Origin of the sequence: Methylocella silvestris (genome assembly GCF_002891535.1) — a bacterium.
Taxonomy (GTDB): Bacteria; Pseudomonadota; Alphaproteobacteria; order Rhizobiales; family Beijerinckiaceae; genus Methylocapsa; species Methylocapsa silvestris_A.
On record NZ_PDZR01000033.1, the window covers coordinates 1 to 22572 of the forward strand.

Consider the following 22572-nt stretch of genomic DNA (forward strand, 5'->3'; position numbering starts at 1 on the left):
GAGCCGTCCTCACACGTCTCTTGGCTGGCTGACGCCGGTCGAATATGCTGCTGTCACGGCCGCTCAAGCGGCCGAATGAACGCCGGATACTCTCCATCAGCCTGGATCAGAAATCGGGGGACCCTCAATCTCTACAGCCTCTCCATCAACCCGGATCAGGGTCTGGGCGAACTGACCCGTGCGAAATATCGCGACTACGTCGACCGGGTTGAGAAAAAGCTCGGCCTTGAGGGCCAGCCGCGCGCCATCGTCTTCCATATCAAGGAGGGGCGCGAGGACTGCCATGTCGTCTGGTCGCGGATCGATTACCAGACCAGAAGGCGATTCACCTGCCGTTCGACCATGACAGGCTCATGATGGTGACGCGGGAGTTTGCGCGCGAGCACGGGCTCGTGCTGCCGGAGGGCTATGGGCGCGATCCGGCGGAGAGGAAGCGGGGCCGGGAGTCGCTCTACGAGAAAGAGCATCAGCGCGCGACGGGGCTCTCGAAGGAAGAGCGCATGGTGATGGTCACGCATGCGTGGCAGACGAGCGACGGCCCGCGCGCCTTCGTCCGGGCGCTGGAGCAGATGGGCTATGTGCTGGCGACCGGGAAGCGCCCTTATGTCCTGGTCGATCTGTACGGCACCATGAATGCGCTGCCCAAGCTGATCGACGACCGGCAGGTCAAGACGAAGGACATTCGCGCCTTCCTTGAGAAGGAGTTTCCGCCGGAGCAGCTGCCGACGGTGGAGGAAGCGCGGGAGCTTGTCGCCGCGCACCGTTTGGCGCGGGAGGAGTTTGCGAAGGCGCAGGATGACGGGCGCAAGCGCGATGCGCTCTTGCAGGTACAGGCGGTACGGCGGTCGGGAGTCGTCGCCGAGCAGGCGGCGCTGCTGGAGACGCACAGGCAGGAACGGGCGGCACTGGCGCGGGAGCAGCTGCGTGAACGGGAGTTGCTCCGGGCCGGGTATCTGGCGCAGGTGCGGCAGATTAAGGCGGAGCGGCAGGCGGCAAAGCCCACTGGGTTGGCCGCGTTCCTTGGGCGGGTGACCGGGATCACGCTGATTGCGGGGAAGCTCCAACGCTACCGTGACAAGCAGAGGCTGGACGCGTTCATCGAGAAAAAGGTGACCGTCGTGGACGCGCAGCGCGTGGCGGCGCATGCGCTCGCGCAGCGGCACCAGCTTCAGGCAGCCGAGGTGGACAGGAGTCTGCGGGCGCGCAAGGCAGTAGAGGAACGCGAGCTGAAGTCGCTGGAGGTCAAGCGGGTGCGCGAGCGGCGCGTGAAAGACCGCGCCGGGCATGAACATATGCCAGCCCTGACCCTGGAGCTGAAGCCGAGGGGGCGGAGCGCGTCGGTGCGCAAGTCCAAGAACCGGTACCGGGACCCGCTGAAGGCAGCGGAGGAGAGATATGCACCGCGCGTTCCCGAGGAGAAGGACAAGCCGATCGATTTGCAGCAGGCGATGCAGGATGCGCAGGCGGCGCAGTCGCCGTTCCCGAAGGCCGTCGATTTGCAGGATGCGTTCACGCGGGTGGCGGGGAGCGGCAAGGGTGAGGACAGCGGCGGGGACGGGGATGATGGGGCGATTGTTCAGAAGCCGATCTCGCGGTCGACGCGGGCGAGCGAGCGCGGGCGGGGGGAATAATAAGGATGATTTTGACAGGGGGAGGTAGGGCGCGTCCGGCCTGTTGCCGGATCAGGCTCTAGGCTGAAGCCCCGAGCCCCTGCGTAGCCTTTGGCGAAGCAGGGTCTCTGCCCATGCGGGTGACGATCCTTCGCGCGTAAGATGCGAATTGTGAGCAGATGTCGTTGTGAGTGCGCGGTCAGTCGCGCACCCACACAATCCGCCCGTCTCTGAACCAGAAATGCGACGCGCAGTCCTTCTTCCGCCAGACGGAAGGATGCAGGCTCGCCGTGCCGTTCCTGTTGTAAGTCACGCGCCAGCAGGGCCGCTCGTCAGTCAGCAGGTTCATCTGGAGAACGCGCTTGCAGCCGCAGGGACACAGTATCGCCGCCTGCTCCTCGAATCCGTCTTCTTTTACGACGTATAAAACGCGCGGCTTCAGTACCTTCGGAAGTTGCTCATTAACAATCAGCGTCTTGAAGGGCGGATCGGTCCACCGACGTGCAAGCCCGCCGACCCATCCGAAAAGTTTATGCAGCCTCTTCATTGCGGCCGCCTTTCCATGAAGTCCATGAGACCGAGCAAGGGTGTCAGGTCGCCTTTACCGACACTGCCGCCGAGGATGTCGCAAATACCCTCTTCGGGCTCCGGCATCAGCTCCATGCTGGCAAGGCTGAAGATCACTGACGCGTATTCCGCGTTGGGCTCCTCCCTGTAGGGGTGGAGCCGGGCGAGAAATTCATTAACTGCCAGCGATGCGGCCAGCATATTGACGCTGATCACGGCGGGGCGGCTGCCGGCAGCGCCGCGAATGTAGCCGTCCTCGACCTGGCGACGGTACGCTTCAGGATCGGTGCGCCGTAGACCCGCCGCCGCCACATCCTCCATCGCGAAAAGCCCGCGGCTCATCAGGCTTGAACGGCCGGGCTGCAGATAGTGGATTGTTCCGCAGACCTCGCGAATGCCGCCTTTTCCATCGGCGTCGAGCCGGACCCCAAGGTCGAAATACGGCAGCGTGTAATAGGTAGCGAGGGAGTTCAGCAGGAACCGGCCATCTACCGTATCCATACAGCCGAACACGACGTCACATTGCGCCACCTTTCGGATGACGTCGGCGTTCCAAAGGTTTTCGTCTATCGTAATGACCCGCGTGCCAAGGCCCATCCGCTCAATCGCCGCAGCCTGAACTTCAGCTTTCGAGCGTCGGTTTACCGCGTCCTCCATGATCGAATTCAGGATTCTGTTGACGTTACGATCTTCAATATGATCGTCCTCGACAATAACGATTTCGCCAATGCCGAGCCGTACCAGTTGCTCGATGACCGGGCTTCCGGTGCCGGAGGCGCCAACAACAGCAGTCGACAAACGTTGCAACCGGTCGACCGTCCCCTGGTCGAAGGCCTGCGCGTGCGAGGCCGCAAATCCGGGTACGTCTTTCGCGGCCGCTCGTTCATGCCAGAACATCAGATCGTCTCCGGCGACTGAGATGCATGACAGCGGCTTCATGGACCCGTCCGGCAGCATTACCCGACCGAACATCGACCCATCCGGCAGCATCACGGCGCTGCCATGCGGTATCGGTTTCTCTATCCAGCCGCGTATCATGGGCAGAAGCCGGGCATCGCCTTTATCGTCGGTCGGCGAGAAGGTGGGATAGCCGCCGGGGTGGCTGTGCACCTTAATGACGGACAGGCCCAGATCGGCGGCGCGTTCCAGGATGTGCGCCGTGTAGTCCGGCGGCCATGTCACACGGTCCGGCGTCCGCACCGTGCAGATGTCATAGGGAATGCCGTGAACCTCGCGAACCAGGAGGCGATGCCGACGATCGCCGTCGCGCCGGCCGCATAGGAGCAGTGCCACGGCTTCTTTTCCATCGCCGGGGAGGAGAAGGGAGCGCAGTTGATCGTGCTGAAGCCCGGAGAGGCTGAGGGTGATTGGAATTGTCATTTCTCGAACTCCCGCGCCAGCCAGTCTTCAACAAGGCAGATATGCGTGCCGATGTTGTCGAAGTTGGCTTTCCAGGGGTTTGCGCCCGTGCGGTGACGGGACCAGCGCTGAAACTGGCGGCCATCCAATGCCTGCATGGCCTGCGTTGCGCCGATAGTCTGGCGGTCCTTACGGGCCAGAGCCGGGTACAAATAGACCATGTCCAGCGCCGCCGCCGGGTAACCTGTCTCAATGCGTATCGCGGCGGTTACCGTCGCGTGCGTGTAGCCGTCGTGGGTCGGAAAATCGTGGATGAGCACCCAGGGTGACCCATCCACGATTGTTTCCCACGGCAGCCCCAGCTCATCGAGAAACTTCTGGTCATCAGGCAGAAGATCGAACTGGCGGCGCTGCGTATTCATGGCTCAGCCCTCCGTCTGGTCGCGGGGGAGAGCCTTGAACTTCTCGATGCCCGGCTTGCGGAGATCGACCTTCTCGTCCAGCCCGATTTTTTCCGGTTTGGAACCGGCCATTTTCAGGCGGAGGGTATAGTCCTTCGCCGGAAGCAGGCCGGCGAGGGTCAGGACTTCGCGGCCCGTGACGATCGGGTCGTGAACAACGTAGGGGTCGCCGTTGATGAGGATGCGGTACCCTTTCGCAAGCGGCGGGCGCTTGCCCTCTTTGGCATATTGTTCGAGGTCGATGATGTCATCGAGAACAGCTTCGACCCCGGCCGCCCCCTCTTCCTTGGCTTGGAGATTATCGGTCATTTATGTGCCCTTTTTGAGCGTTGCGCCCTGTCGCCTGTGTCGGCTAGGTCGTGCTTGCAGCATATCACGGGCGTGCTCAGTTTATCAAGCAAAACTGAGCGTGCTTGACGCATCAAGCAAACTCGCGCTAATATCCTAATATTATCAACTGGTTGCTCAGGAGCGTCCGACGCTCGCAAGAGCCGAAGGGAGGAGCGATGTGAAACTTACATTGGGACAATACCTCGCCTCGATTCGCAAAGACCGCGGCATGACGCTGCGCGAAGTCGAAGAGGTGAGCAAAAAAGAGGTGTCGAACGCCTATCTCAGCCAGATCGAGACCGAGAAGATTCAAAAGCCGTCACCGAATGTGCTTCATGCACTCGCTGAAATTTACAAGATAGAATACGAGCAGCTCATGGAGATGGCCGGCTACATTCCGGCATCGCGCGGAGAAACCGAAAGACATGGCCGCGTAGCTACATTCGCAGAGCACAATCTTACTTCGGCCGAAGAAGCCGAACTGGTAGAGTATTTGAAGTTCATACGCAGCAGGAGGCGTTCGGGTGACGAAACCTGACGACAGCAGTCTCGACCCTGACCAGCGCCGCGCGGTCGAGGAGCGCGCGCGGCAGCTCCTCGACCGCGCAGACGCCTGGGGGCGTTTTCCGACGCCCGTCGACGATCTTCTCTCTGCCGCGAATCTCAAGGTCGCGCCTTCGAGCATTTTCGACCCCGCTGCCATCCTGGCCTACATTCGCGGCAGGGCGGCCGACGCGGCGATCAGCATCAAATCCGCCATGTCCAAAATTTTTGGCCTTTATGACGGGCATGAGAATCTCATCCATATCGACGGCACCGTCGCTAAAAGCAAACAGACATTCCTAAAGCTGCACGAAGCTGGGCATCATGAGATGCCCTCGCACCGCAAGATGTTCCGGCTGTTTCAGGAATGCGAGAAGACCCTGGCGCCCGACATCGCGGACCTGTTCGAACGCGAAGCCAACAATTTTGCGCGGTTCGCGCTATTCCAAGGGGATGCTTATGCGCGTAAGGCGGCCGACTATGACATGGGAATAAAAGCGCCCATGGCGTTGGCGAAGGAGTTTGGGGCTTCGCAGTATGCCTCAGCGCGCGAATTTGCGCGCAGCAATCATCGTGCCTGCGCGGTCTATATTCTGAATCCCGCGAAATACGTAGATGGCGACGGCTACCACGCGACGGTGCGGCGTATTGAAGTCTCGTCGTCGTTTATGGATCAGTTTGGCAGGCCAGCAGATACCGTCATTACGCCTGACCACGTTCTGGGGTCAGTACTGCCTATAGGCCGTAAGATGACGCGGCCCACAGGTATCAGCATTGTCGATCGCGCGGGAACTACCCACGACTGCGTGGCTGAAGCGTTTGACACCCAACACAATATTCTCGTCCTCGTCTATCCCGTTAAAGTGCTCACTGCGAAGATGATCATTATGGCCGCCGAAGTGGACGCCTTCTAACCTCGCCGTAACCAAGATATCTGCGATTCAGATGGGGCCGCGGTAGGTGTCATCCGTCCGACGGGTGGAACAGGCTCTAGGCTGGGGCCCTGAACCAAGGCTCAACATACAAGGCATCGCGTAGTGGCGTTGTGATGAAATCAGGCGCCCGAAAAATATAAGTGGCGGCCATCGCCTTGCCCTCCGGCGTTAGATTCTGAAGATGTGCAAGGGCATTGGGAATGGAGAAGTCCTTACCGGTCTTCTGCTTAAAATCGCCGGGCAAGCCCGTCCATACAACCACATCAATGTTGTTTTGAGCGGCCCACGGTGCGATTGTGGGAGGAACATTCGGTACACACCTGTCACTGTCGTCCGCGAAATAGAATCCCATGCGCCCCATGACTGTCTCTTCGCGACAACGAAGATCCGCAATGGCGTCAGTCGGATTGCGGCGCTTGCTGATGGCGTAATTCACCGAACACTCCCTGCCGTTCTCTGGATCGATGACCAGCGTGAGTGCGCCTTTTCGGGTTTTCTCGGAAACCCTTGAAAACTCTAATGGCAGAGTGGGACCACCCGCCTGCCACCCGGAATGAGTTTCATCAAACTCTGGTTTATTGTCCCAAATGAGTGAGCCCCATCCCAAGATGGCGATGCTTGGTGCTTTCTTCGTATCCATCAGCGAGCGGCCTTCATATCTATGGCACTTCGATCGAAGAGACGCAGCCGGTGGCTGAGCGCTGCCATGGTCGATGCAACAAGCTGCTCGGGAAAACTCTTGGGTAGCGCCGCGATAACGGCCTTGGCCTGCCGTTCGGTGTTCGCTGCAATATCTTCAAAGATTGCCTTCATCGCCGGGCTGCCGACACCGGCGATGTCCGCCGTTTTCAAGAAATGGCGGGGTACGATGTCATGGATGGCGTAGTGGCGGTTTGTTCCGACCGACATGGCGAGCTTGAATTTCTTGCGGGGGATTTGGCCGTCGTCGAGGCTCGGCTGCGCAGTCAGGACGTCGTAGAGCGGCGTCATGCGGAAGCGTCCGCCAGGGCTGAGGAAAATGCTGAAGTTCTTCGCGTGACCGTCGGTCGCGCCCAGCAGCCAGAATATGATGCAGGCGCGCATGAATGTTGCGATGTCGGCTTCGGGCGTGTCGCTGCCTTTGAGCAAGTTGATGATCTCCCGCATGCCGGGGCCGCCGTCGGACTGGTATTTTTTGGTGGGCGGGATCGACAGAGCCTGGCAGGTGTCCTCTTGCGGCAGCCGCAGCAATCGTCCGTCCTTTGTCCAAAGGCGGTCGAAGCGTTCAATGATCAGCGTACGGCGTTCGCCGAAATCCGCGATCTCGACCTTGGCGGTGGGCACGCCGAACGCTTCCACCAGCTTCAGGCAGAGATACTCGTTCTCCACGCTATTGGAGAGGTCGATGCCGTTAGGCAGCTGGCCAATCTGCGGTTTCAGAATGTGGGTGGTGGCGGTGGCGCCGGTGGGTTTGAACCACTGGCCGTCCTTGCGCAGCAGCGCTGTCTTTTCCTGCGCCCCCGCGATCGAGATTCGGAAATCTTCGTCCTCGCCCATGCCGAGCGGGGCGGCGGCGAGATTCTTGATGATGTCGGCGACGTCGTCGTCGCTGACGCGTTTGCCGTCGGTGTCACCGGCGGTGCCGGGGTCCGTTCCGTCGGGCAGGAATTGCAGGGCGCCAACGCAGTCATGGCCGAGGGCGGTCAGCAGGCTGAAGACGTCTGTGCCGTCAGCGCCAACGCGTTCGGCGACGCGCTTGCGGATGGGGTCGCTGTCCGGCAGCAGGTTGTCGAAGACGTTGATGACCGGGGTGCCGATATAGCGGTCCTCGCGCAGAGGCAGTGACAGCGACACCGGGAATGTGCCGCGCCAGTCCAGCCAGTCGCGCGCATATTGAAAGTCGATTGCGCCTGTGGCCTCGCGGCGCAGCACGCCGACATGGCGGCTGTTCAGAAAGACATTGAGGGGAACGTGGGCTCGCTTCCGTGCCATCAGAACAGGTCCTCGATGTCGGCGGGGCTGCCCTGGCTGCGCGGGCGGACGACCAGTTCGAGATTGAGGGCCGAGAGGGCTTCCATCAGGGTGCGCAGCTGGACGGCGGGCTCCCCGGCTTCGAGGCGCGAGACCGTGCCCTGCCGCAGGTGGATTTGTTCGCCGAGCGCGCCCTGGCTGAGCCGCGCCTGTTTGCGGGCACGGCGCAGGATGGCGCCGAGTTGCTTTTCTGTACGGGCGATCTGTTCGCTCATGGTGGCCTCCACGTGTAAATATACGCGAGGGCGTATATCGTGTCAATATACGGGTTTGCGTATGAAGTTAGAATATACGCAGTCGCGTATTAAAGATAGTTATACGCGATTGCGTATCAAGGACTCAATAGCGGCGCTGGATGCCTTGGGCGCGTCCTGCGGACCAGGCTCTAGGCTGGCGCCCCGAGCCCTGCGTAGCCTTCGGCGAAGCAGGGTCTCGGCCCATGCGGGTGACGATCCCTCGCGCAAGAGGGCTCTGGACACACCACCAAAGCAGAATGCCTTGCTTGTCTATTTCCGCCGTCGCCCCTCATCGGGTGAGGGCGAGGGACGGCTCCAGACGAAGCAGGCAAGCGCCAATGCCCTGAAAACGCGGGCGATCGAACTTGCAAATTGCGAGTCGCAACAGGCGTTTCCATAGTGGTGCAGCCTTCATCTTTTCTCTCCAATTCTCTCCGATTATCTCTATACTTCGCGCCAAGTTGCGCCGCGTGAAGGCACGCCTGATGGATGAGGTTCTCGCAGTGAAGGAGGTTGCAGCCCTCCTGAAGATCAATGAGAAGACCGCCTACAAGCTGGCTGCAAGAGGCGAAATTCCCGCCTTCAAGGTTGGGGGGTCATGGCGCTTTGAGAAGGCGCAGCTTGAAGAATGGATGAATCAAAAATATCCAAGACGATACGACAGGATGAAAGCTGATATGTCTTCGGGGGACGACCAAAAATTAAAGTCTACGTTGTGGAGCGCGGCAAATACGCTGCGCGGGTCTGCCGTAGATCGCACGGATTGGAAGGCCTATATCCTTCCGCTCCTGTTCTTCAAACGCATCTCCGATGTTTGGGACGAGGAGACGGCTGAAGCGCAGAAAATCTATGGCGATGCAGACCCGTCGCTGTTTCCTGAAGTTCATCGATTCACAGTGCCCGACGGCTGTCACTGGAATGACGTTCGCGAGGTACCCTCGAACGTCGGCGCTGCGCTGCTGAAAGCGATGCAGGAGATTGAACGAGCCAACCCAGACACATTATTTCGTGTCTTCGGAACAGCAGACTGGGGGAACAAAGAGAAGTTCTCAGACGAGCTGCTGAAGGACCTCATCGAAGGATTTTCCGAAATCAGGCTTGGAAACAAGGCCGTGAGCACGGACGTGTTGGGAGGTGCGTACGAATACCTCATCGGGAAATTCGCAGATGTGACTCGGAGAAACAAAGCCGGGGAATTCTATACGCCGCGCAGCGTCGTGCGCACGATGGTTGAAATTCTCGACCCCCAGGAAAGCGAAAGCATTTACGATCCGGCCTGCGGCACCGGCGGCATGCTGCTCGGCGCGATCGAACACGTAGTGCGCAAGGGCGGCGATCCGCGCACCTTCTATGGTAAGATTTACGGCCAGGAAAAAAACCTCACCACGGCGGCAATTGCGCGGATGAACCTCGTCCTGCATGGGATTGAGGACTTCCAGGTTGCGCGCGAAGACACGCTGCGCAGCCCCGCTTTCACGGACTCGAGCACGGGTGGGTTGGCGACATTTGATTGATCTCTGGGAAGCGGACTCTTGGGGCCGCGCGCAGTACGGCATCCCGCCTGATAGTTACGGTGACTACGCCTTCGTTCAGCACATGATTTCTTCGATAGCGTCGAGTGGCAATGCCCGTATGGCAGTTGTCTTGCCGCAAGGCGCACTCTTTCGGAAATCAGCGGAAGGCACCATCCGTCAGGCGTTGCTGGAAAAAGATATGGTCGAGGCCGTGATCGGCCTTGCGCCGAACCTGTTCTATGGCACCCAGCTTGCTGGCTGCGTGATGATCCTGCGTCGCAAGAAGCCTGCAAATCGAAAAAACAAGGTCCTGATCATCGACGCCTCAAGTCTCTTCCGCAAAGGCCGGGCGCAGAACTTTCTCGACCAAAAGCACAGCGACCAGATCATTGCATGGTATCGCGCCTTCGAAAACGTTGAAGATCGCGCCACGGTGGCTTCGCTGGACGAGATCAAAAAGGAAGGCTGGACGCTGAACATTTCGCGCTATGTCCTGCCGCCAATTGGTCAGGACATTCCTCCGCTTCCCGAAGCCGTCGAGGCGTTCAAGACAGCGTTAGCTGATGCGCGCGTGGCGGAAGATCAGTTTCGTAAGGTGTTGGTTGAGGGGGGGGTGGCTGCAATGACCCAGCTCTCTCAGCGCGAACTTGAAAGCTATCTCTGGGGCGCGGCAACGCTGCTGCGCGGCCTCGTCGATGCCAGCGATTATAAGCAATACATCTTTCCGCTGATGTTCTTCAAACGCCTCTCCGATGTCTGGGATGAGGATTTCCAGAAGGCATTCGACGAGACTGATGACGAGGGCTAGGCAACCGACACCGCAAATGACCGGTTCGTCATCCATGGCGGCGCGCATTGGAACGATGTCCGTGTGGCGCCGCGGGACGTGGGACGCGCGCTGCTTTCTGCTTTTCTTGCTATCGAGGCCGCAAATCCCGAACGCCTGCAAGGTGTCTTTGGGAATGCCAACTGGACCGACAAGGCCCAGATGCCCGACAGCACACTGAAAAATCTGATCGAGCATTTCTCAAAGCAAGAACTGACTTTGGCGGCTGTGCCTGAGGACGAGCTTGGTAACGGATACGAATACCTGATCAGGAAATTCGCCGATGACAGCGGCCACACCGCGCAGGAATTCTACACTAACCGGACCCTTGTGCATCTCATGGCGCAGATGCTGGAGCCCCAGCCGGGCGAGAGCATTTATGACCCGACCTGCGGTACGGGCGGAATGCTCATCTCGTGCCTGGCGGAAGTGAAGCGGCGCGGTGGCGACATTCGCACCACCGGCCTTTTCGGGCAGGAGCTCATAACCATCACCGCGGCCATCGCCCGCATGAACCTTGTCATCCACGGCGTCGACGATTTCCACGTAGCCAGTGGCAACACGCTGGCAGCGCCTGCCTTCGTGCAGGGGGATAAACTTCGTACCTTCGACGTGGTCCTCGCAAACCCGCCCTATTCCATTAAGAAATGGAACCGCGGCGCGTGGGAGCAGGATCAATGGGGCCGTAACTTCCTGGGCACGCCGTCGCAGGGGCGTGCGGATTACGCCTTCTTCTAGCACATCCTGTCGTCGATGAACCCGAAGACAGGGCGCTGCGCGATCCTGTTCCCGCACGGCGTACTGTTCCGCAATGAAGAGGCCGACATGCGCCGCAGACTGGTCGAGTCCGACCGGGTCGAATGCGTGCTGGGGCTGGGGCCGGGGCTGTTTTACAATTCGCCGATGGAGGCCTGCGTGGTGATCTGCCGGTCGCGGAAACCGGTCGCGCGCAAGGGGCGCATCCTGTTCATCGACGCCGTAGCCGAGATCGCGCGAACGGGCGCAGAGCTTTCTGCGTCCAGAGAACCAGGCTCACATTTTGGCGGCCTATCACGCCTTTGCCGATGAGCCCGGCTTTGCTGCGGTGACAAGCGTGGGCGATGTGCTGGCAGCTGATGGCAACCTGTCGATTGCCCGGTATGTGAAGCGCCCCAAGGCGGTTGCGGCGGGCGGGGGCGCGACGCTGGCGGCGACCTGGGCGGCGTTTGATGAGGACGGGCGCGAGTTCTGGTTGGGCATGGACGCACTGGTGGACATGCTCGATGGGCTGACGCCTGCGGAGGATGCCGATGCTTGAACGGCCGATTTCCAAAGCGGGGTGGACAAGCGTTGCCTTTGGCGACGTGGTGCGCCTATCAAAAGCACGGGTTGCCGATCGCGGCATGTCCGGCGCCAGCAATCTGCGTCCTGGTTATCAGAAGATCCTCGACGATGCGCGGAAGGGCGAGTTCGACATCGTGCTCGTTGAGGCGCTCGATCGCATCAGCCGTGATCGGGAGCATATCGCCTCGTTTTTCAAGCTCATGAGTTTTGCAGGCGTCCGCATCGTGACGCTCGCGGAGGGCGAAATCAGCGAACTACACGTCGGGCTGAAAGGTACGATGAACGCGCTATTCCTCAAGGACCTTGCGGACAAAACGCGCCGCGGGCTGCGCGGACGCATCGAGAAGGGGCGCTCGGGCGGCGGCCTTTGTTATGGCTACGCGGTCGCCCGCAGCCCGAACGACGAGCGCGGCGGCCGCGAGATCGTCGAAGCTGAGGCAGCGGTGGTCTGTCGCATTTTTGCAGACTTCGCTGCTGGAAAAAGTCCACGCCGGATCGCAGCCGAGCTCAACAGGGAAGGGATGCTTGGGTCAGGCGGCCGCCCTTGGGGCGACACCACGATCCGCGGACATGCTCTACGCGGCACGGGCATTCTCCACAACGAACTTTACGTCGGCCGGATCGTCTGGAATCGATTGCGTTATAGCAAGGATCCCACGACGGGAAGGCGGGTTTCGCGGCTCAATCCGCCCGAGGAGTGGATTCGTCGCGATGCGCCTGGCCTGCGAATCGTGGACGATGAACTCTGGAACCGCGCTCAGCAGCGGCTCGTCGCCATCAGGACCAGCGGCCCGGTTGCCAAGGCGCGTGCGACCGAGTTCTGGACCCACCGTCGTCCTCGCCATCTACTGACCGGAAAAGCGGTTTGCGGCGTTTGCGGCGGGGCCGCATCGCCTATCGGAAAGGACTATATCGCCTGCTCAGCCGCCCGTAGGCAGGGAACATGCAGCAATCGCGGGAGCGTCCGTCGAAGCGCAATCGAGACCTGGATCATCGATGCGCTACAGCGTCAGCTGATGGCCCCCGATCTCGTCAGCGAGTTTGTCCGAGCCTTCAACGAGGAGGTCAATCGATGTCGTCGCGATCGCAATCACCGGCGCGAATTGCTCGCGCGTGAACAGATGGATCTCGAGCGTCGGATCGATAATTTGCTGGACGCCGTAGCGTCCGGGGATTTGCGAGGTCCGACTGTACAGACGAAGTTGGAAGCCTTCGAGGAACGTATGCGCAAGGTCGCGGAGGACCGCGCGGGATTTCAGGACGAGCCGGTGCGGTTCCATCCCAATCTCGCCGACGCTTACCGGCAAAAAGTCGCGTCTTTGCAGACGCTCTTGCAAGAAGAATCCACGCGCACTGAGGCCGTCGACATCATCCGCTCGTTAATCGATCAGGTGATCTTCCGGCCGACCGCAGAAGGCATCCTCGAAGTCGAGCTTGTCGGCGACCTCCCCAGAATGGTCCATCTGGCGCATCATACTGAAGTCGGCACCCTAACCGAAGGGGCGGTTCACGAAGAGTTCGTTCGTTCGGTAAAGGTGGTTGCGGGGGCAGGATTTGAACCTGCGGCCTTCAGGTTATGAGCCTGACGAGCTACCGGGCTGCTCCACCCCGCGCCGACTGTGTAGCAGCGTCAGCCGCGAATGGGAAGCCTTCAAATGACCGAGGGCCGCTGCGTATAAAACAGAAGTAAAAATAAAGGGTTAGATCCAGATAGCAGACCAATTCCGAGGTTCCCGCCGCGCAGAATTTCAAAAATCTTTCGCAAAACGCTCATGATTTCGTCGAGGCTTGCTGCGGCGCAAGAGCCGCCTCGCGGGCCGGCGCGGCGCTGGAATCGCGCCGCGCAAGGGGCTTGCTACCAGGCGCGCGGATGAAGCCTGCGTTTCCAATGCTGCCCGCGCGGCAGGGCTGCGGCGTCGTCGCGGCCAAGCCTTGCCAGAGAGACGCGCGGCGGCCCCTCTGGGTTATCCTTCACGCTTTCGGCGGGCGATTTGACGAAAGATCGGCCTGGCGTGACCTGCGGCGCGCGCTGGGCGGGAAGGGCAGCCGAGGCGGAAGGTGTTCTGCGCTTTGGCTCGCGTTTCGCCTCGAGGCTTACTTCGCCCTGGGACGCGACGCTGGCCGCTTTGCGGGCCGCTTCGGTATTGGCGTCCGATTCGCCTTTGGCGCGCCGCCCGGGTTTGCCCCGCTGCTGATTCGCGCGCTCGTCGAGCGCCGACTCGCGCCTTGGGCGCGGCGTCCTGGCGCCCGCTCCGCTGGAGCGCGTAGCGGCGGCAACCTCGTCGGCGGCCGCCGACGGATTTTCCGCGGGGATGAGGCTTTGCAGAATGCGCGGGCGGGCGCGCGCCTCGACGGGCTCCGGGCTCGTCTCGGCCACGGGTTTCGGCCCGAACAATTGCTCGGCTTCCTTCGACCATGAGTCAACGGTGGGGCGCGCGGCGGGCTTGTCCGTTTGCAAAAAGGCAGGAACGGCGAAATCATCACCGCTCATGGGACTGAAGGCGACGCGATCTTTCTCGAGCGGCGCTTGCGCGGGTCCGCTGAAATCCGCCCGCTGTTTCGCAACGGGTTCAAGGGGCAAAGCGGGAGCGCGCCGAGATTTCTTGATCTCGACCGCAAAGGGTTTCGGCGAATGTTTCATGCGATTTCCATAGTAATGCGTCTAAATAATCTCCGCACGCCTGATCGCGGGGAGAGAGCAGTATTCTGCGCCGAGGGAAGCCACAGACTGTTGCGTCAGCTCGGGCGGGGCAAATTGGCGGCAATCTCGAAAATAACGCGCTTCGTTTTCTTGCGGAGGCCAATAGTGATTCACCCTGAGAAGCAGGCATATCATTGCAAGCGGCGCCTTTCAATTCAGTATATGCCGCAGATGTTCTAAACAGCCAAGAATCGCGCCTTCGTGAAGGCGATCCGCTTTGTTCGACCATGCGAGTCAATATTGACGAGCCGATCGCCGGCGAGCTGGCAGCGATCCGATCGCCCGAAGATGCTCAGTTTTTGCGTCCGAGTTCGTAAAACTGGCCTAACAGGCGGACCACATCGCCGACTGCCGTGCTGTTCCATACCCGTCTGACAAAACGGTAATTTCGTGGCGAACTCGTCTGGCGAGATTTTGTTTCGCGCCGGGACTGCGAATTCACCGCTCGCGGCGTGTGGCGACCGATGGCGGCGGATATTTAGCCGAGAAATAAAGTAAATCATGGAAAAAATGTGCATATAATTGCAGCAATTATAATATATGTTTATAAATTTAAATAGTTAAAAGTGCAAATATGTATAAAAAGCATGTTCGTTGATCTTTTATTCAATATTTTGCAGGACACATAGTCTTCAACACGCGGCGCTGCTTTTAATACGACTTTACAGGCCGATTCTTGCTCCCGCGTACGCCTTTAAGCCATTGGGCGCGCATTCTGAGGCTGACATGACGCTTGAAAACTTGACGATTGCCCGCAAGCTTGCCATCGGCTTCGGCTGTGTTCTCCTCGCCGTCGTCTTGATGAGCGGCGCGCTCTGGACCGCTTTGATCACGCTCGAGGCGGAAGCGGGCCTCACTCAGCGGACGCAGCAGCTCCTCGACGACGTCGATCTGACTGGCGCCGCCGCGCATGAACAATCGCGCGTTTCCGTCCGCTTTGCGCTGACGCGCGCCGATCGTTTCGAGGGCGTGTATGGGGAAGCCGTCAAAGCCTTCTCCGATCATCTTGCTGATGCGCGCCGCAACGCCGCCGGCGATCCCGATGTGCTCCCCCTCCTCGATAAATTGGATGAGGCCGGCGCGCTGTTCCGCAGCGCGGTTGGCGACGAGACCATGCGGCTAGCGCGGGACAATCCCGATTCGCGGTCGGCGCTGGAGCTTTCCGTCTCCGATCGCGGCGCCGCCATCTTGAAGGCGTTGAAGACCGCCGCCGTTGAGGCGCGGACGAAGGTCGCGGCCAAGGCGCAAGAGGCGCAGGCGCATTTCGACGCGCTGCGCCGGTTTTTGACCCTGACGGTCGCCATCGGCAGCCTTGCGACTTTCCTCGCCGCGCTCCTTACCGGCTGGTGGATGAGTTGCATCATCGGGCGTCCGGTAACGGCGATCACCGCGGTCATGCAAAAGCTCGCCGGCGGCGACAGCAGCGTCGAAATTCCGGGCGTCGGGCGTCGGGACGAGATCGGCGATATGGCCGACGCCGTGCAGGTCTTCAAGACGGCGGCGCTGAAGAAGGTCAAGCGGGATGCGGCTGATGCGGAAGCGGTCAAGGCCTGGCAAAAGGAGGACGAGGCGCGCGCGGCCCTCCTCGCCGAGGAGGCCCGGCAGGATCAGGTCGCCATCAACAGTCTTGGCGAGGGGCTTGAGCGGCTTGCGAGCGGCAATCTGACATTCCGCATCGAAGCCGAATTCGCGCCGAAGACCGCGCAGCTGCGCGCCGATTTCAATGCCGCCGTCGCCCGTTTGCAGGAGACCCTGGCGAGCGTCAGGTCGAACACGGACGGGATTGCGTCGGGGAGCGGCGAGATCGCTTCTGCGGCCGACGATCTGTCACGCCGCACGGAGCAGCAGGCGGCGGGCCTTGAGGAGACGGCGGCGACGCTCGACGAGATCACGGCGACGGTGAAGAACACGGCCGAGGGCGCGTTGCGGGCGCAGAGCGTTGTTTCGGCGGCGAAGGCCGACGCCGACCACAGCGGCGAGGTGGTGCGCGAGGCGATCAATGCGATGGGCGAGATTGAGAAGTCCTCGCGTCAGATCGGCCAGATCATCGGCGTCATCGACGAGATCGCCTTCCAGACCAATCTGCTGGCGCTGAACGCCGGGGTCGAGGCGGCCCGCGCGGGCGACGCCGGGCGCGGTTTCGCCGTGGTCGCCTCCGAGGTGCGCGCTTTGGCGCAGCGCTCGGCCGAGGCGGCGAAGGAGATCAAGAGCCTGATCTCGGCCTCGACGACGCAGGTGGCGCAAGGGGTCGATCTTGTCGGCGAAACGGGCAAGGCGCTCGGCCGGATCGTGACGCAGGTGGCCGAGATCAACACGGTGGTGGCCTCGATTGCGGCGAGCGCGCAGGAGCAGGCGACCGCGCTGCATCAGGTCAACACGGCGGTCAACCAGATGGATCAGATGACGCAGCAGAACGCGGCGATGGTCGAAGAGACTACAGCTGCGGCGCATGCGCTTGGCCAGGAGAGCCAGGAGCTGGCCCGCCTCGTCGCCATGTTTGAGGTCGGCGCCGCCGCCAATGTCGAACAGTTCCGCGGCAAGACCAAACGCGCGGCGCCGGCGGCGCGCATCGCACGGCCGGCGCTGAAGACCCTTGGCGGGCACAAGGGCGGCGGCGCGGCGCGCAAGCCGGACGCCGCTCCCGCCGACGACAGCTGGGAGGAGTTCTGATGCCGCAGGCGCAAGACGACAGCGCGCCGTCGAAGGCGGCGCATGAACCCCGGCGCGCGCGCATCGTCGAACTGCCGGCGGTGCTCGACCTCAAGGCGGCCTCGCCGCTGGTCGCCGAATTGCTCGCCTGCCGCGGCGATGAACTGCTGGTCGACGCCTCGCGCGTCGAGCGTCTCGGCGGGCAATGCCTGCAGGCGCTGATGTCCGCGGCGATCACCTGGAAAGCCGACGAGCTTCCCCTCGCCATTGTCGACGCCTCGCAAGAGTTCGTCGACGGCCTGCGGCGCTTTGGCGTCGCGCTTGAAGACCTCACGGATCAGGAATTTACGAAATGACGAAGACAATTCTCACCGTCGATGACTCGCGAACGATGAGGGACATGCTGATGCTGGCGCTGTCGGACGCCGGCTACCGCGTGGTGCAGGCCGAAGACGGCATGCACGGCCTCGAGGTTCTGGCCGGCGAAAAGCCCGATGTGATTGTCACCGACATCAACATGCCGCGCCTCGACGGCTTCGGCTTCATCGAAGGCGTCAGGGGCGACGACCGCCACCGCGCGGTGCCGATCCTCGTGCTGACGACCGAAAGCGACGCCGAAAAGAAAGAGCGCGCCCGCCGCGCCGGCGCGACGGGCTGGATCGTCAAACCCTTCGACCCCATCAAACTCGTCGCGGCCGTCCGGCGCGTTGCAAGCTGATCGCGGCGTCGGCTGTTTCGCGCGGGCTGATCGAAGCGGCCCCGGACCCATTTCGAAAAAGGATGCCTTTCAATGGATGCGATGGCGGCGATCAAGCAAACATTCTTCCAGGAATGCGAAGAACAGCTTGCGGAGCTGGAATCGGGGCTGACGGCGATTCTCGAGGGCGACGGCGACGCTGAGACGGTCAACGCCGTGTTTCGCGCCGTACATTCGATCAAGGGCGGCGCGGGCGCCTTCAGCCTCGATGACCTCGTGCGCTTCGCCCATATTTTCGAGACCGCGCTCGACCATCTGCGCGCCGGCAGGCTTGCGCCCTCGCCGGACCTGCTCAAGGTCATGCTGCGCGCGAGCGACGCCCTCGCCGATCTGGTGCGCGCGACGCGGGATGAGACGAACCTTGAGCCGCAGCGCTTCGCCGCGCTCGCAGCCGAGCTAAGGGCGTTCGATCCGGCGTCAATGCAGCAGACCGGCGCCGCCGCCATCGTCAAGGAGACGGATGGGGCTGCGGACTGCGCCGACGACGAGATCGTCTTCAGGCCGATCCTCATGGATGAATCCATGTTCGACGAGATGGATGCGCCGCCCGCCGCGGCGCCGCGCTTGTTCAGGATCCGTTTCCGGCCAAAGCCCGCGCTCTACGCCAAGGCCAACGAGGCGGCGCTGCTGTTGCGCGAAGTGTCGAACCTCGGCGAATGCAGCATCGTCTGCGACTCCTCGGAGCTGCCTTTCCTGCCGGATCTCGATCCCGAAGGCGCGTGCCTCACCTTTCTCATCACCCTGTCGACCGAATGTGACGAGTCGAGCGTCCGCGAGATCTTCGAATTCGTCGAATGGGATTGCGATCTGGATATCGCTGAGGAGACCGATGAGCCGGCCGGGGATGGCGTCGACATCTCGGCTCTGGTCGAACGGCTTCAGGCGAGCGTCGAGGCGGAGAGGGCGGCGCTCGAAGAGGCGAACGCACGGAGCGCGGCAGGCGCGACCCCGCCGTCGGCGCGGCAGAATTTTAGCCCGGCGCAAGTCGAAGGATCCGATACCGGGGACGGCGTCGGTTCGATCGGCAAAAGCGATCCGGCAAAAAGCGACCCGGTCAAGATCGATCCGGGCAAGAGCGATCTGGCGGCCAAGGGCGATCAGCCAGGTCCCTCGATCCGCGTCGATCTCGAAAGGGTCGACCGGCTGATCAATCTTGTCGGCGAACTCGTGATCAATCAGGCGATGCTGGCGCAGCGCGTTCTCGAGGAGGGTCTGGCGCGCGCCTCCGGCGTTGCGACTGGCCTCGACGAACTGGAGCAGCTGACGCGCGAGATTCAGGACAGCGTCATGGCGATCCGCGCGCAGCCGGTGAAATCGGTGTTCCAGCGTATGCCGCGCCTCGTGCGCGAGGTCGCCGCGATGACCGGCAAGGCAGTCCGTCTTGTCACCGACGGCGAGAACACCGAGGTCGACAAGACGGTGATCGAACGCATCGCCGATCCGCTGACCCATATGATCCGCAACGCCATCGACCATGGCCTTGAGACGCCCGACGTGCGCGTCCGGGCGGGCAAAGCGGAGGAGGGCGTCGTGCATCTGTCGGCGCTGCATCGCTCCGGGCGCATCGTCATCGAGGTCAGCGACGACGGCGCCGGCATCGACCGCCCGCGGGTGAAAGCGATTGCCGCGGACAAGGGGCTGATCGCGCCGGATGCGGCGCTGAGCGACGATGAAATCGACAATCTGATCTTCCTGCCGGGCTTTTCCACGGCCGCGGCCATCTCGGATATTTCGGGCCGCGGCGTCGGCATGGATGTGGTGCGCCGCTCGATCCAGGCGCTCGGCGGCCGCATCTCGATCCAGTCGCGGCCGGGGCGCGGATCGACCTTTACGATGAGCCTGCCGCTGACGCTTGCCGTGCTCGACGGCATGGTGGTGACGGTTGGCGGCCAGACCCTTGTTGTGCCCCTGACGGCGATCGTCGAGACGCTGCAGCCGAAGGTCGCCGACGTGCATGAGTTCGGCGGCGGCGCGCGGGTCATCGCCATCCGAGACCAGTTCACGCCGCTGATCGACGTCGGCCGCGAACTTGGCTATCGCGCCGACAACGCCGATCCGCTCGCCGGCGTCGCGCTGCTCGTCGAAACCGAAGGCGGCGCGCGCAACGCCATGCTGGTCGACGCCATTCTCGGCCAGCGTCAGGTCGTGATCAAAAGTCTTGAAGCCAACTACCAGCATGTGCCTGGCATCGCGGCGGCGACCATTCTCGGCGACGGCCGCGTCGCGCTGATCCTCGACGTCGACGCCATAGTCGCCTCGTCGCGCGCCGACTCGGACGCGCATCTACTCGCAGCAGCAGGATAAATCCATGACCCACTCCGAGACCAATTCCAGCCGGCGCGCGCCCGATCCGGCCAGAGCCCGAGAACTCATCGCCTTCCGCATCGGCGCACAGGAATTTTGCGTCGACATCATGTCGGTGCGCGAAATTCGCGGCTGGACGCCGGCGACGGCGCTGCCGCAATCGCCGGGCTTCCTGCGCGGCGTCGTCAATCTGCGCGGCGCGGTGCTGCCGATCGTCGATTTGTCGGCGCGGCTTGGCTTTGCGCCGGCCGAGCCGACTGCCCGCCACGTCATCATCGTCGCGCAGATCGGGCGCCAGGTTGTCGGCCTTCTCGTCGACGCTGTGTCCGACATTTTGACGGTGACTGACGATCTCTTGCAGCCGACGCCGGATGTCGCATCGGAAATGGCGAAGAGCTTCGTCCGCGGCGTGCTCGCCATCGACAAGCGGATGATCAGCCAGATCGCGCTCGATCACGTCCTGCCGCTGTCCGAGCGGGACGCCGCATGAGCCAGATAAAGCGCGCCGACTGGCCCTCGCGATCGGGCGCAATCCTGACGCCCGGCGGATTTATGCTCTCGCGCGATGATTTCCACGAGATCGCCGCGATGCTGCATGAGGACGCGGGAATCCATCTCCCGGAGTCGAAGGCGACGCTGGTCTATTCGCGGCTGGCGAAGCGGCTGCGCGCGCTCGGCCTTGAGAGCTTTCGCGCCTATTGCGTGCATGTGAAGGGACGGGACGGTCTCGACGAGCGCCAGAAGATGCTCGCCGCGCTCACCACCAATGTGACGAAATTCTTCCGCGAGCCGCATCATTTCGAGCATCTTGAAAAAATCGTGCTGCCGCCGCTGATCGACGCCGCGCGGCGCGGCGGGCGCGTGCGGCTGTGGTCGGCCGCCTGCTCGAACGGGCAGGAGCCTTATTCCATGGCGATGGTCATCCTGTCGCTCATGCCGGACGCCTGTCGCCACGACGTCAAGGTTCTGGCCAGCGATATCGACCCCAATATGCTCGCCGAGGCCGAGCGCGGAATCTATGCGGAGCATTTTGCCGAAAACGTTCCCGCGCGGCTGCGCGAGCGCTGGCTGAACCCGGTCGCCGAGGGCGGTTCGGAGCGGCGACTGAGCGTCGCCGCGGAGCTGCGCGATCTCGTCGCTTTCCGCGAGCTCAATCTGTTCGGCGCGTGGCCGATGAAGGGGCAGTTCCAGGCGATCTTCTGCCGCAACGTCGCAATCTATTTCGAGGAAGACGCGCAGATGCAGCTCTGGAGCCGCTTTCCGCCCCTGCTGTCCCCGGGCGGGCGGCTTTATATCGGCCATTCGGAACGGCTGCTCGGGCCGGCCGCCGAGGCCTTTTCCGGCGAAGGGATCACCCTCTACCGGCTGAAACAGGGAGCGCTGTCATGAATCCCGCCCGCGTTCTCATCGTCGATGATTCGGCCACGGTCAGAGGCCTGATCCGGATGCTGCTCGCGCGTGATCCGGCGATCGAGATCGTCGGCGAGGCGGCCGACCCGATCGAGGCGCGCGCCGCCATCAAGGCGACCAATCCCGACGTGATCACCCTCGATGTCGAAATGCCGAGGATGAACGGGCTCGACTTTCTCGACAGACTGATGCGGCTGCGGCCGACGCCGGTGATCATGGTCTCGAGCCTCACCGCCGCGGGCGCGGAGGCGGCGATCGCCGCGCTCGAAATGGGCGCCTTCGATTGCGTCGGCAAGCCCGGCAGCGGCGAGCAGGAGCAATTTGGCGATTTGCTGATCGCCAAGGTCAAAGCCGCGGCGGGGCTTCGCGGGCGCGCGCGCTTGCCGCGCGGCGAATCGGCCCGGCTGCGGGCGTGCGAGCGTCAGCCCTATCGCAGCGATGGCCGGATCGTCGCGATCGGCGCTTCCACCGGCGGCGTCGAAGCGCTGATTACGGTGCTCTCGCAATTTCCCGAAAACGGGCCGCCGACTGTGATTACGCAACACATGCCGGCGGCCTTTACGAAAAGCTTCGCCGGCCGTCTCGACCGGTTGTGCCGACCCTCTGTCGGCGAGGCTTATGACGGCGCGCCGCTGGCGCCGGGAGTCGTCTATCTCGCGCCGGGCGGCGCCGCGCATCTGCGCGTCGAGCCGGGCGCTCCGCCGCGCTGCCGCCTCGTCACGGGCGCGCCCGTCAACGGACATCGGCCCTCGGTTGACGTGCTGTTCAACTCTGTCGCCGAAGCGCTCGGCGCGCGGGCCGTTGGCGTCATCCTGACCGGGATGGGCCGCGACGGCGCCGAGGGGCTGCTCGCCATGCGCGGCGCCGGCTCGCCGACCTTCGGCCAGAGCGAATCCTCATGCCTCATCTATGGAATGCCGAAGATCGCCTTTGAGTTGGGCGCAACCCAGAAGCAGGTTTCGCTCGCTACGATGGCGTCGGAGATCCTGCGCGTCACTTCCGCTGCATAAGTTCCGTCGGCTGCGCCCGCCGAGAAA

General features: G+C 62.3%; 22 protein-coding genes, 1 tRNA gene and 2 pseudogenes. 15 read left to right on the forward strand and 10 right to left on the reverse strand.

The annotated features are described in order from the left end of the window. The first annotated feature begins 75 nt into the window (after positions 1–75). On the forward strand, positions 76–357 hold the full coding sequence (locus CR492_RS18750) for a relaxase/mobilization nuclease domain-containing protein (RefSeq protein ID WP_102845255.1): 282 nt from the start codon (positions 76–78) through the stop codon (positions 355–357). Next, positions 354–1631 (forward strand): relaxase, encoded by a 1278-nt coding sequence (locus CR492_RS18755; RefSeq protein WP_102845256.1) that lies wholly within the window; start codon positions 354–356, stop codon positions 1629–1631. The genes CR492_RS18750 and CR492_RS18755 overlap by 4 nt, the downstream gene beginning before the upstream one ends. A gap of 178 nt (positions 1632–1809) precedes the next feature. On the opposite strand, the gene CR492_RS18760 is transcribed toward CR492_RS18755, so the two are convergent. The 4 genes from CR492_RS18760 to CR492_RS18775 are packed head-to-tail and all read right to left on the reverse strand — an operon-like array spanning position 1810 to position 4306. Then, positions 1810–2157 (reverse strand): DUF6527 family protein, encoded by a 348-nt coding sequence (locus CR492_RS18760; RefSeq protein WP_102845257.1) that lies wholly within the window; start codon positions 2155–2157, stop codon positions 1810–1812. Beyond that, a complete protein-coding gene (locus tag CR492_RS18765) occupies positions 2154–3557 on the reverse strand; it encodes a ThiF family adenylyltransferase (RefSeq protein WP_180982620.1) in 1404 nt (467 codons plus the stop codon). The genes CR492_RS18760 and CR492_RS18765 overlap by 4 nt, the downstream gene beginning before the upstream one ends. Further along, on the reverse strand, positions 3554–3958 hold the full coding sequence (locus tag CR492_RS18770) for an E2/UBC family protein (protein ID WP_102845258.1): 405 nt from the start codon (positions 3956–3958) through the stop codon (positions 3554–3556). Before CR492_RS18770 ends, CR492_RS18765 begins: the two co-directional genes overlap by 4 nt. 3 nt (positions 3959–3961) lie before the next feature. Beyond that, positions 3962–4306 carry a multiubiquitin domain-containing protein gene (locus CR492_RS18775; RefSeq protein WP_102845259.1) on the reverse strand — a complete coding sequence of 115 codons (345 nt, stop codon included), beginning with the start codon at positions 4304–4306 and terminating at the stop codon, positions 3962–3964. Positions 4307–4505: 199 nt separating this feature from the next. Between CR492_RS18775 and CR492_RS18780 the strand changes: the two genes are divergently transcribed. Beyond that, positions 4506–4865: a helix-turn-helix domain-containing protein gene (locus tag CR492_RS18780; protein WP_102845260.1), complete on the forward strand. Its 360-nt coding sequence runs from the start codon at positions 4506–4508 to the stop codon at positions 4863–4865. Continuing rightward, on the forward strand, positions 4852–5784 hold the full coding sequence (locus CR492_RS18785) for an ImmA/IrrE family metallo-endopeptidase (protein WP_102845261.1): 933 nt from the start codon (positions 4852–4854) through the stop codon (positions 5782–5784). The genes CR492_RS18780 and CR492_RS18785 overlap by 14 nt, the downstream gene beginning before the upstream one ends. A 76-nt stretch (positions 5785–5860) precedes the next feature. Here the strand turns inward: CR492_RS18785 and CR492_RS18790 are convergent, their stop codons facing one another. From CR492_RS18790 to CR492_RS18800, 3 genes are read right to left on the reverse strand one after another with little or no spacing between them, the layout of a single operon-like run. Further along, positions 5861–6445: a hypothetical protein gene (locus tag CR492_RS18790; protein ID WP_102845262.1), complete on the reverse strand. Its 585-nt coding sequence runs from the start codon at positions 6443–6445 to the stop codon at positions 5861–5863. Then, positions 6445–7776 carry a type II toxin-antitoxin system HipA family toxin gene (locus CR492_RS18795; RefSeq protein ID WP_102845263.1) on the reverse strand — a complete coding sequence of 444 codons (1332 nt, stop codon included), beginning with the start codon at positions 7774–7776 and terminating at the stop codon, positions 6445–6447. The genes CR492_RS18790 and CR492_RS18795 overlap by 1 nt, the downstream gene beginning before the upstream one ends. After that, the gene (locus CR492_RS18800; RefSeq protein ID WP_102845264.1) at positions 7776–8030 is read right to left on the reverse strand and encodes a helix-turn-helix domain-containing protein; all 255 of its coding nucleotides are present in this window, start codon (positions 8028–8030) and stop codon (positions 7776–7778) included. The genes CR492_RS18795 and CR492_RS18800 overlap by 1 nt, the downstream gene beginning before the upstream one ends. 506 nt (positions 8031–8536) lie before the next feature. Between CR492_RS18800 and CR492_RS20975 the strand changes: the two genes are divergently transcribed. The 4 genes and pseudogenes from CR492_RS20975 to CR492_RS21545 all read left to right on the forward strand — a co-directional run. After that, complete coding sequence (locus tag CR492_RS20975) at positions 8537–9565, forward strand: N-6 DNA methylase (protein WP_280951552.1); 1029 nt, start codon at positions 8537–8539, stop codon at positions 9563–9565. After that, positions 9558–10373, forward strand: coding sequence for an N-6 DNA methylase (locus tag CR492_RS21400; protein WP_280951553.1), 816 nt, complete (start codon positions 9558–9560; stop codon positions 10371–10373). Before CR492_RS20975 ends, CR492_RS21400 begins: the two co-directional genes overlap by 8 nt. A 180-nt stretch (positions 10374–10553) precedes the next feature. After that, positions 10554–11688: pseudogene (locus CR492_RS18815) on the forward strand (HsdM family class I SAM-dependent methyltransferase). A gap of 85 nt (positions 11689–11773) precedes the next feature. Next, a pseudogene (locus tag CR492_RS21545) lies at positions 11774–12661 on the forward strand (recombinase family protein); the annotation flags it as partial. 54 nt (positions 12662–12715) lie between these two features. On the opposite strand, the gene CR492_RS21245 reads toward CR492_RS21545, so the two are convergent. The 3 genes from CR492_RS21245 to CR492_RS18835 all read right to left on the reverse strand — a co-directional run bounded on the left by CR492_RS21245 (position 12716) and on the right by CR492_RS18835 (position 14355). Beyond that, the gene (locus CR492_RS21245) at positions 12716–12994 is read right to left on the reverse strand and encodes a hypothetical protein (RefSeq protein WP_245412172.1); all 279 of its coding nucleotides are present in this window, start codon (positions 12992–12994) and stop codon (positions 12716–12718) included. A 256-nt stretch (positions 12995–13250) separates the two neighbouring features. Further along, positions 13251–13327: transfer RNA gene (locus CR492_RS18830), tRNA-Met, on the reverse strand. Positions 13328–13569: 242 nt separating this feature from the next. Next, positions 13570–14355, reverse strand: coding sequence for a hypothetical protein (locus tag CR492_RS18835; protein ID WP_102845265.1), 786 nt, complete (start codon positions 14353–14355; stop codon positions 13570–13572). A 786-nt stretch (positions 14356–15141) separates the two neighbouring features. Between CR492_RS18835 and CR492_RS18840 the strand changes: the two genes are divergently transcribed. From CR492_RS18840 to CR492_RS18870, 7 genes are all read left to right on the forward strand, one after another. After that, complete coding sequence (locus tag CR492_RS18840) at positions 15142–17085, forward strand: methyl-accepting chemotaxis protein (RefSeq protein WP_102845266.1); 1944 nt, start codon at positions 15142–15144, stop codon at positions 17083–17085. After that, positions 17085–17420: an STAS domain-containing protein gene (locus CR492_RS18845; protein ID WP_102845267.1), complete on the forward strand. Its 336-nt coding sequence runs from the start codon at positions 17085–17087 to the stop codon at positions 17418–17420. The genes CR492_RS18840 and CR492_RS18845 overlap by 1 nt, the downstream gene beginning before the upstream one ends. Then, the gene (locus CR492_RS18850; protein WP_102845268.1) at positions 17417–17782 is read left to right on the forward strand and encodes a response regulator; all 366 of its coding nucleotides are present in this window, start codon (positions 17417–17419) and stop codon (positions 17780–17782) included. Before CR492_RS18845 ends, CR492_RS18850 begins: the two co-directional genes overlap by 4 nt. Positions 17783–17854: 72 nt before the next feature. Then, positions 17855–20125, forward strand: coding sequence for a chemotaxis protein CheA (locus tag CR492_RS18855; RefSeq protein WP_102845269.1), 2271 nt, complete (start codon positions 17855–17857; stop codon positions 20123–20125). 4 nt (positions 20126–20129) lie between these two features. Then, positions 20130–20615, forward strand: coding sequence for a chemotaxis protein CheW (locus CR492_RS18860; RefSeq protein WP_102845270.1), 486 nt, complete (start codon positions 20130–20132; stop codon positions 20613–20615). Further along, on the forward strand, positions 20612–21514 hold the full coding sequence (locus CR492_RS18865; protein WP_180982622.1) for a CheR family methyltransferase: 903 nt from the start codon (positions 20612–20614) through the stop codon (positions 21512–21514). The genes CR492_RS18860 and CR492_RS18865 overlap by 4 nt, the downstream gene beginning before the upstream one ends. Then, positions 21511–22545 (forward strand): protein-glutamate methylesterase/protein-glutamine glutaminase, encoded by a 1035-nt coding sequence (locus tag CR492_RS18870; protein WP_102845271.1) that lies wholly within the window; start codon positions 21511–21513, stop codon positions 22543–22545. The genes CR492_RS18865 and CR492_RS18870 overlap by 4 nt, the downstream gene beginning before the upstream one ends. The last annotated feature ends 27 nt before the right edge of the window (positions 22546–22572 follow it).

What these genes read in the sequence shown, in the direction of transcription:
- CR492_RS18870 (WP_102845271.1), top strand. Translation starts at nt 21,511, where the DNA reads ATGAATCCCGCCCGCGTTCTCATCGTCGATGATTCGGCCACGGTCAGA.
- CR492_RS21245 (WP_245412172.1), bottom strand. Translation starts at nt 12,994, where the DNA reads ATGGAACCGCACCGGCTCGTCCTGAAATCCCGCGCGGTCCTCCGCGAC.
- CR492_RS18755 (WP_102845256.1), top strand. Translation starts at nt 354, where the DNA reads ATGATGGTGACGCGGGAGTTTGCGCGCGAGCACGGGCTCGTGCTGCCG.
- CR492_RS18860 (WP_102845270.1), top strand. Translation starts at nt 20,130, where the DNA reads ATGACCCACTCCGAGACCAATTCCAGCCGGCGCGCGCCCGATCCGGCC.
- CR492_RS18765 (WP_180982620.1), bottom strand. Translation starts at nt 3,557, where the DNA reads ATGACAATTCCAATCACCCTCAGCCTCTCCGGGCTTCAGCACGATCAA.
- CR492_RS18760 (WP_102845257.1), bottom strand. Translation starts at nt 2,157, where the DNA reads ATGAAGAGGCTGCATAAACTTTTCGGATGGGTCGGCGGGCTTGCACGT.
- CR492_RS18835 (WP_102845265.1), bottom strand. Translation starts at nt 14,355, where the DNA reads ATGAAACATTCGCCGAAACCCTTTGCGGTCGAGATCAAGAAATCTCGG.
- CR492_RS18795 (WP_102845263.1), bottom strand. Translation starts at nt 7,776, where the DNA reads ATGGCACGGAAGCGAGCCCACGTTCCCCTCAATGTCTTTCTGAACAGC.
- CR492_RS18800 (WP_102845264.1), bottom strand. Translation starts at nt 8,030, where the DNA reads ATGAGCGAACAGATCGCCCGTACAGAAAAGCAACTCGGCGCCATCCTG.
- CR492_RS18750 (WP_102845255.1), top strand. Translation starts at nt 76, where the DNA reads ATGAACGCCGGATACTCTCCATCAGCCTGGATCAGAAATCGGGGGACC.
- CR492_RS18845 (WP_102845267.1), top strand. Translation starts at nt 17,085, where the DNA reads ATGCCGCAGGCGCAAGACGACAGCGCGCCGTCGAAGGCGGCGCATGAA.
- CR492_RS18770 (WP_102845258.1), bottom strand. Translation starts at nt 3,958, where the DNA reads ATGAATACGCAGCGCCGCCAGTTCGATCTTCTGCCTGATGACCAGAAG.
- CR492_RS18775 (WP_102845259.1), bottom strand. Translation starts at nt 4,306, where the DNA reads ATGACCGATAATCTCCAAGCCAAGGAAGAGGGGGCGGCCGGGGTCGAA.
- CR492_RS20975 (WP_280951552.1), top strand. Translation starts at nt 8,537, where the DNA reads ATGGATGAGGTTCTCGCAGTGAAGGAGGTTGCAGCCCTCCTGAAGATC.
- CR492_RS18840 (WP_102845266.1), top strand. Translation starts at nt 15,142, where the DNA reads ATGACGCTTGAAAACTTGACGATTGCCCGCAAGCTTGCCATCGGCTTC.
- CR492_RS18790 (WP_102845262.1), bottom strand. Translation starts at nt 6,445, where the DNA reads ATGGATACGAAGAAAGCACCAAGCATCGCCATCTTGGGATGGGGCTCA.
- CR492_RS18865 (WP_180982622.1), top strand. Translation starts at nt 20,612, where the DNA reads ATGAGCCAGATAAAGCGCGCCGACTGGCCCTCGCGATCGGGCGCAATC.
- CR492_RS18850 (WP_102845268.1), top strand. Translation starts at nt 17,417, where the DNA reads ATGACGAAGACAATTCTCACCGTCGATGACTCGCGAACGATGAGGGAC.
- CR492_RS18855 (WP_102845269.1), top strand. Translation starts at nt 17,855, where the DNA reads ATGGATGCGATGGCGGCGATCAAGCAAACATTCTTCCAGGAATGCGAA.